This window comes from Okeania sp. SIO3I5, from assembly GCF_010672085.1.
In the GTDB taxonomy this organism is placed as follows: domain Bacteria; phylum Cyanobacteriota; class Cyanobacteriia; order Cyanobacteriales; family Microcoleaceae; genus Trichodesmium.
In genome coordinates this window covers 1-7,885 of record NZ_JAAHHT010000339.1, presented here as the reverse complement: position 1 = coordinate 7,885, position 7,885 = coordinate 1, and the positions used below count along the sequence as shown (strand labels likewise).

General features: G+C 35.7%; 6 protein-coding genes. 3 read left to right on the top strand and 3 right to left on the bottom strand.

Going from position 1 to position 7,885, the window contains the following annotated elements; translation table 11 throughout:
* Window positions 1-637: pentapeptide repeat-containing protein (locus F6K40_RS37095; RefSeq protein ID WP_293144266.1), on the top strand; the 637-nt coding region annotated here is incomplete at its 5' end.
* 207 nt (window positions 638-844) lie between these two features.
* On the opposite strand, the gene F6K40_RS37090 is transcribed toward F6K40_RS37095, so the two are convergent.
* Both F6K40_RS37090 and F6K40_RS37085 read right to left on the bottom strand, forming a co-directional pair.
* Window positions 845-2,434: a protein kinase domain-containing protein gene (locus F6K40_RS37090; RefSeq protein ID WP_293144263.1), complete on the bottom strand. Its 1,590-nt coding sequence runs from the start codon at window positions 2,432-2,434 to the stop codon at window positions 845-847.
* A 720-nt stretch (window positions 2,435-3,154) separates the two neighbouring features.
* Entirely contained in the window at window positions 3,155-4,660 is a 1,506-nt protein-coding gene (locus F6K40_RS37085) for a protein kinase domain-containing protein (protein WP_293144260.1), read from the bottom strand.
* Window positions 4,661-5,192: 532 nt separating this feature from the next.
* On the opposite strand from F6K40_RS37085, the gene F6K40_RS37080 reads away from it, so the two are divergent.
* Both F6K40_RS37080 and F6K40_RS37075 read left to right on the top strand, forming a co-directional pair.
* The gene (locus F6K40_RS37080; RefSeq protein ID WP_293144257.1) at window positions 5,193-5,420 is read left to right on the top strand and encodes a hypothetical protein; all 228 of its coding nucleotides are present in this window, start codon (window positions 5,193-5,195) and stop codon (window positions 5,418-5,420) included.
* 237 nt (window positions 5,421-5,657) lie between these two features.
* Window positions 5,658-6,881 (top strand): DUF1460 domain-containing protein, encoded by a 1,224-nt coding sequence (locus F6K40_RS37075; protein ID WP_293144254.1) that lies wholly within the window; start codon window positions 5,658-5,660, stop codon window positions 6,879-6,881.
* Between the two features lie 741 nt (window positions 6,882-7,622).
* On the opposite strand, the gene F6K40_RS37070 is transcribed toward F6K40_RS37075, so the two are convergent.
* Window positions 7,623-7,805 carry a hypothetical protein gene (locus F6K40_RS37070; protein WP_293144252.1) on the bottom strand — a complete coding sequence of 61 codons (183 nt, stop codon included), beginning with the start codon at window positions 7,803-7,805 and terminating at the stop codon, window positions 7,623-7,625.
* Between the last annotated feature and the right edge of the window lie 80 nt (window positions 7,806-7,885).

The following is a 7,885-nucleotide window of genomic DNA, read 5'->3' as shown; positions in this document are numbered from 1 at the left end:
TTACCTCAATCGTGACGACCTCAGAGGTGCCGACCTCAGTAGTGCCTATCTCAATCGTGCCGACCTCAGAGGTGCCGACCTCAATCGTGCCTACCTCAATCGTGCCTACCTCAGTAGTGCCGACCTCAGAGATGCCAACCTCAGAGGTGCCGACCTCAGTAGTGCCGACCTCAGTAGTGCCGACCTCAGTAGTGCCGACCTCAGTAGTGCCAACCTCAGAAGTGCCAACCTTAGTAGTGCTGACCTTAGTAGTGCTGACCTTAGTAGTGCCGACCTTAGTAGTGCCGACCTTAGTAGTGCCGACCTCAGAGATGCCAACCTCAGAGATGCCTACTTCAGAAGTGCCTACCTTAGTAATGCCAACCTCAGAGATGCCGACCTTAGAAGTGCCAACCTCAGTAATGCCAACCTCAGTAATGCCAACCTCAGTAGTGCCTACCTTAGTAATGCCAACCTCAGTAGTGCCTACCTTAGTAATGCCAACCTCAGAGATGCCGACCTCAGAAGTGCTGACCTTAGTAATGCCAACCTCAGTAATGCCAACCTCAGTAGTGCCGACCTCAGTAGTGCCGACCTCAGCAACATAAAATGGAATAACAAAACAGTATGGTCTCATGCTTTCGGGATACCTACATGAAGCAACTGGATTACCATAAACTCTCTATCCCAACCTATTTTATTTCTTTACGACCTCCGAGAAGGTTTAGGAGAAAACCAACAAGACTTAGAAAAAAACCGCAAAATATTTGCCTCCAAATTACCCGAACAACGGAACCAGAATTACTATTCCCTGTTCCCAGTTCCCTCTCTCAACTAAGAAATTCCTAAAAGCACTACTACTTATTTAGAGAGTCCGAGAATTAGATATTTTCCACTGTCCGTCTATTAATTTTAAATTGTAAATAATGGTCAGAGTTTTAAAATCTGTTTCATTAGGATCAATTTTGCCATTGCGATACAAACTATATTCTTCAGTAATTCTAACTTTGATAGTTGCACTGTCATTATTGGCAAAAAATTGTTCGATTGCATCAAGTCTTTGCACGCCATATTTATAGTAAGCATTATTACTTTTTAGCCAATTAATTGAACCATTTGCTCCGGCTATTTTTTCATAAAAATCTCCTGTGGTTAATTCCTTGGCAATTTGGCTATTGTATGGAGGATAAAACATTTTTGCTTTTGCTTTTAGCCAAGTTTCAATTAACTTAGCAATTTCTGTTTCTTTGATGAAAATTTCCGCTTTACTGGGAGAAGGTTGAGGTTTTGGAGACTGGGTTGAAGTTTTAGGAATAGGTGATGGAGAAATTTCTTGATCTGGATTTTTATTTGTTGTTGAAGAGTCAACTTTTTCGGGAGATTTATCTGTAGAAATCGAATTAACTAAAACAATTCCCATCAGAATAAATCCGCCAATTATGCTACCTGTAATTATTGCTTTTTGCCAGTCTCTCATCCGACTAACACTTGATTTAGGAGTGGGAGACTCAGAAACTACAGATTGAGAAGAGTTTAAAACTTCCGGTGGAGGCGATGTAACTAGAGTCGGTATTGGTTCGGGAGTTTCTGAGACGGGCAAAAGGATAGGAGGTGGTGGAGAGGGTACTGTGGGTGCCATCGCCGTTGGGCCAAAATTTAGAGCATGAAGCATTTCTCCGGCAGTAGAATAGCGATCGCTTGGGTTAGGTTGAATGACTTTATTTAAAATTTCTATGAGTTGGGGAGTTATATTTGTTGTCAAATTTTCCCAGGACAAATCTGTTGGTAACTGGCGAGGATTTTTTGCTGTTAATAAATAAATTACTGTGAATCCTAAACTATATAAATCGCTGGCATAAACTGGATGTCCTGCTGCTTGTTCGGGCGGCATAAATCCTGGAGTTCCTATTATTATGGAGCGAGAGGGATTGCCTTGTGAATTGAAGGTTGTTCCCATTAATTCTTTGACTGCTCCAAAGTCGATTAATACTGGCAAGTCATCTTTTTCTCGCCAGATTATATTGCCTGGTTTGATATCTCTATGGATAATTCTTTGACTATGAATGTAGTCTAAAACTGGGAGTAAACTAACGAGTATTTGTCTCACGAAATTTTCGTTAAATATTCCTTCTGTTTCTAATTTTTTGACCAGAGTTTCTCCTTCTATCCATTCTTGTACTAGATAGAATTGTCCGTTTTCTGTAAAGTATGCGTATAGTCGGGGAATCTGATTATTTGTTTCTCCTAATTCTTCTAAAATAGCTGCTTCTCTTTGAAATCTTTCTTGTACAAGTTGATAAATTTGAGGATTATTTACTATAGGTTTAAGTTGTTTAATAACGCAAAGACGACCGGATGGCATTTGAGTATCCTGAGCAAGAAATGTTTCACCAAATCCTCCACTTGCTAATGTATTGAATATCCGATAACGGTTATTTAAAATTTGTTGATTCATATAGGAGTAAAATTTTAGTTGTGAATAAAATCTCTTGGAAGGGAACAGGGAAGAAGAATAATAGTTTCAGAGTTTTTATGTATTTAAAGATATCAAATTTAAAAAACTTGAAACTATCACTATTCATGGGTTGATACCTTTCTTTTCCTAAAAAATCCTCCCTGTTTTAATTTGAGGCTATTTTATCACACTATTTTGTCTAATAGACATCTCCAATAATAAAAAATCAAATCAATTATCCCACAGAAGTTATCAATTCTTTCTCCCTGCTCCCTGCTCCCTGCTCTCTCTTTTCTGGAGATGTCTAATAAAATTTATCAACAGTAATGCTACCTTTGGAAGATGGTTATTTCAGTTATCAGTTATCAGTACCTACCGCGAGATGGTGGTTCTGCGTAAGTTCTGATTAAATAACTGTAATAAACAATCTTGCCACAATCTTGTAGGAACGTTGCATAACAAAAAACGGAGCTTTGCACCAGCAAAAACGTCCCTAAACTGGGGTTAATTAATGTTACTTGATATTAGTATAGTGAGCATTTTATATAAATCCAGTTTCTATACTTTTTTTATTAGGTGTTGCTGAACCAAGGGATGAATCTTTGTACTTCTTCTTTCTCCAAAACTAGAATTCCTCTCACACTTCCCACACCCACTAATTCCCACGCGGAAATATGCAACGCCTTTTTATTCTGTTCCCTGTTCCCTATTCCCTGTTTTCTAAATAACTCTAGAAGCAGTTATTTTCCATTTGCCGTCTATAAATTGCAAATCATAGATAACTGTTAATTGGGATGAACCTGACCTTTTAGTTTCTAATTTCTCATTTTTAAATAGTTGAAATTCTTCGGTAACTTTAACTTGAATAGTTGCTTGATTTCCTTGGGTTGAAAAATATTCAACACTGTCTATTTTTTGCACTCCATACTGATAATAAGCATTGTTTTCTTTTAACCAAGCGATCGCTCCATTTGAAGAGGTAATCGTATCATATACTTTTCCGGTTGTCAATTCAGCAGCAAGTTTTTGATTGTAGGGAGGAGCGAATATATCTTTTTTTGCATTTAACCAAGTTTGGATTAATTTTTTAGCTTCTGGTTGAGAAATTGATGTTACTAATTCTGTGGTAGGTGGTGCGGGAAAGGTTGGTATTTCTAATTGTGGTTGGGCAGATTTAAGTAAGGTATTTTTGAGCAAAATACCAATCAAAAAACAACTACCAATAGCACCGCTAATAATTGCAGCTTTCTGCCAATTTCTGCGAATGATAGATAGTTGAGTTAAAGCTAATTCTAAATATTTACTTGTAGGTGAACTTAAAGTTGTTTTTTTGCCAGAATTATTAATAACTACTAAGGGTGAAGATGCCTGTTCTGTTTGAGTAGTAAAAACCCGAATTGAATCAGACTCTAAAGCTTCCAACATTTCTCTAGCTGTAGCAAAGCGATCGCTAATATTAGGTTGAACTGCCTTATCTAAAATTCCTGCTAATTTAGGAGTTAAATTATTAGTATGTTCCTGCCAAATAATCTTTCCAGTTTGTAAATCCATTCCCAAATCTTGAGGAACTTTTCCTGTCAGTAAATAAATTCCTGTTAATCCTAAACTATATAAATCGCTGGCATAAACTGGTCGTCCCGCAGCTTGTTCAAAAGCCATATATCCAGGAGTACCAATCATAATAGAAATAGGTGTATTTTTTTCAGAATTAACTGCTGTAGAAATAGACTCTTTTACTGCCCCAAAATCTATTAAAACTGGCAAATCATCTGCTTGACGCAAAATAATATTTTCCGGCTTAATATCCCGATGAATAATATTTTTGCCATGTATATAATCAATAACCGATAGTAAACTAATCAGCATTTTCTGAACATAACTATCTGTCATTTTACCTGTAGTTTCTACTATTTTTGCCAGAGTTTCTCCTTCTATCCATTCTTGTATTAAATAAAATTGACCTGCTGAATCGCTAAAATAAGCATATAATTTAGGTATCTGAGTATTAGTCTCCCCTAATTCTTCCAAAATGGCCGCCTCTCGTTGAAAGCGTTGTAGTACCTGTTGATAAATATCAGGATTATTTGTAACTACTTTAAGTTGCTTAATTACGCAGTAGCGGCCAGAAGGCATTTGGGTATCTTGTGCCAAAAAGGTTTCCCCAAATCCACCACTACTGATGGCTCGTATAACTCGATAGCGATTATTCAAAACTGTAGGTTTCACATCATTTATTAATTGATAATTGATAATGGATAATGGATAATTACCTCAAGGAAAACTGAGAGGATTAAATATCAGGAAATATTCTAGCACTTTTCTCTTGAAAGAGAAGGCTTTATACCTTTATTTTTCGGTAACTATTACCAATTTATGCTTATTTAGCATAGCATACTTTTTCTTAATGGATAATTAATAATGGATAATGGATAATTGATAATTAATAATGGATAATTGATAATTACCTATGTTTAAAATCGTAGTTAATTTAATTGATAATAAATAATAAATTAAATAGTGGATAATGAAGACTATCTCTAATTACCAATTATCAATTATCTATTGGTAAGCATTTAGCCATTAGTTGTAAGATTTTATCGTAGGTGTTTGGTCTCCAAACCCTAGTCAACATAATGGGGTGCATCTCATATTTGCCAAAATACTTTTTTCCTATTCCCTATACTTTGTTCCCTGTTCCCTAAAAGCAATAAATTTTTGACTTTATTCAAATTTGTAGTCTAAAATTCCTGGTAAAAAAATGAGAAAATTATTAGAATTAACTATTTTAACAGTGGCAGTCACTGGCTTCTACACAGTAAATTATCCTCTAGTTTTAAATAATTCGATGTCTTTTTTCAGTTTGGTTAATGCTGCTCAAAAAGCTGGCAATATTCAGAGAAAATATCTTGCTAATAATCAGGATAACGAGAATATCAAATCTGATGTTGTAAGATTTTATCGTAGGGGTTTGCTCTCCAAACCCTAGTCAAAATAATGGGGTGCATCTCATATTTGCCAAAATACTTTTTTCCTATTCCCTATAGTTTGTTCCCTGTTCCCTGTTCCCTAAAAGCAATAAATTTTTGGCTTTATTCAAAATTGAGATGTACCCAAACAATGGGATTTGGAAACCAAACCCCTACAGTTTTTCTCACATCTCATTCCTGATTGCTATATAACTGATACTTGCACATATTTGTAGTCTAAAATTCCTGGTAAAAAAATGAGAAAATTATTAGAATTAACTATTTTAACAGTGGCAGTCACTGGCTTCTACACAGTAAATTATCCTCTAGTTTTAAATAATTCGATGTCTTTTTTCAGTTTGGTTAATGCTGCTCAAAAAGATAGCAATATTCAGAGAAAATATCTTGCTAATAATCAGGATAACGACAAAATCAAATCTGATGGTAAAAAATTAATTAATCCCCTAATGTCTATTTCCGAAAAACCGTTAAATTTCGGTCTAATTCAATTTTATGATACTACTTTAAAATCCCTAGATTTATCTGATAATCCTTTCTCAAAATCATCAACTTTATCAAAGCCAAATGTTTTCAAAGAATTCCCAGTAGGTCCGTCTCAACCTCCGACAAGACCATTAATTGATATTCAGTTAAATAAAAGCGATCGAGAAAAAGGAATTAATAAATTACCACCATCAAATATTCAAGAAGACCCCAATTTTCAACCAGTAATGGAGTATGCCATCAAACAAAATCTTGCTCAACTTTCCATGGCAGAAATTATGCAGGCGATCGCTGATTATTTTATTGGTACTCCTTACAAAGCTGGATTATTAGACCAATCAAATCAAGAGTCTTTAGTTATTACTTTAGATGGATTTGATTGTGTCTTATTTGTGGAAACTGTCTTGGCAATGGCGAGGGGAATAGCAATGGAAGATTATTCTTATTTGACTTTTATTAATCACATTAGAAACCAGCGTTATTGGAAAGGTAAAATGGATGGATATTGCAGTCGTTTACATTATTTTTCTGAATGGATTGCTGATAATCAAAGACGGGGAAATGTTAGAGATATTGGCGTTAAATTAGGTGGAGAAAGGGTCAATAAGCAATTATTTTTTATGAGCAAAAATAGATTTAAGTATCCACAAATTGCTAGAAATGATACGAATTATCAGTGTATTGTTAGTATGGAAAATAGTATTAGTAAACTGAAAATTAACTACATTCCTTACTATCAAATTAAGAGTGTTTATTCAGAGCTAAAACCAGGAGATATTATTGCCGTAGCGACAGAAATTAATGGATTAGATGTGACTCATACTGGCTTAGTTTATCGTAATTCTGATGGTAATATTGGTTTTATTCATGCTTCCCCTGCTGGAAAAGTAACTGTTGCTTATGATTTAGAAAGATATATTTGGAATGTGGAAAGTGCTATTGGTATTTTAGTAGCAAGACCAGTCGATCCAAGATAAGTTAGAATTCAGAATTCAGAATTTAGAAGTCATATTAAACTCGGTTTCTTATAATATCAAATCCGCGCTCGCAACGGAAGTGATATAATTCTACTATCAGAAAAGAGTGAAAACTCCTAGTTTGTCGAGGGTTTGGAGACCAAACCCCTACGGTCTGGAATTCTACCGATATTACCGGATTTGATATAATATAGCAATTCTATTTGAGTTGTGTACAAAATTTTAATTGCTTTTAGGGAACAGGGAACAGGTAAGAGTTTCAGTTTTTTTATTTATTTTTTAATTTGTCACAACCTATTTAGGATTGCTATATCATGTTCGGTTAAATAGTTATTATAATTATTGCTCTGCTGATTAAATCTAAAAGCATTAAAAGATCAAGGTTTTATATAAAATCCGGTTATACAATAATCGCAAAATTACTTCATCTTAATACAGATGTTAAGCATGAATAGAAATTTAAAATTTCATGCTATTCAAATCTTTTCTTTCTCCTGTACAGGCGTTAACGATAGTTATGCGAAGCAAACGGCCGTTCGCCTCTACGACTCCTGACTCAAGTGCGCGATACGATAACTAATTACCCGGATTATATATTAGCCTTTTTAAGTCTGAAAAAAGTACAAAGTTTTCGTTCTAAAGAGCTGCATAAAGTTAGGATTTGGGGTTGACTATGGCAGAAAAATCACTCTGATAATTCTTCCTCCTGCCTCCTTGCTCATATAGAATCCGGTTATATAATCAGGACTTACGCAAATTCTTAGGCAACACGCTATCCGCAGGGGGCGAATGCCATTCGCCCCTACTAAATATGGCGGTTCTGCGTAAGTCCTGATAATATATGTTTATAACTCTATAATTACTTTCATCTTCCCACCCTTCCCACACTTCCCCCCCTCCCCACCCTTCCCACACTTCCCACACTTCCCACCCTTCCCACCCTTCCCACCCCTCCCAGCCCACCCCTGAACTCCAGTCCCTTTCTTTCCCGGAGCCCGTCTGCC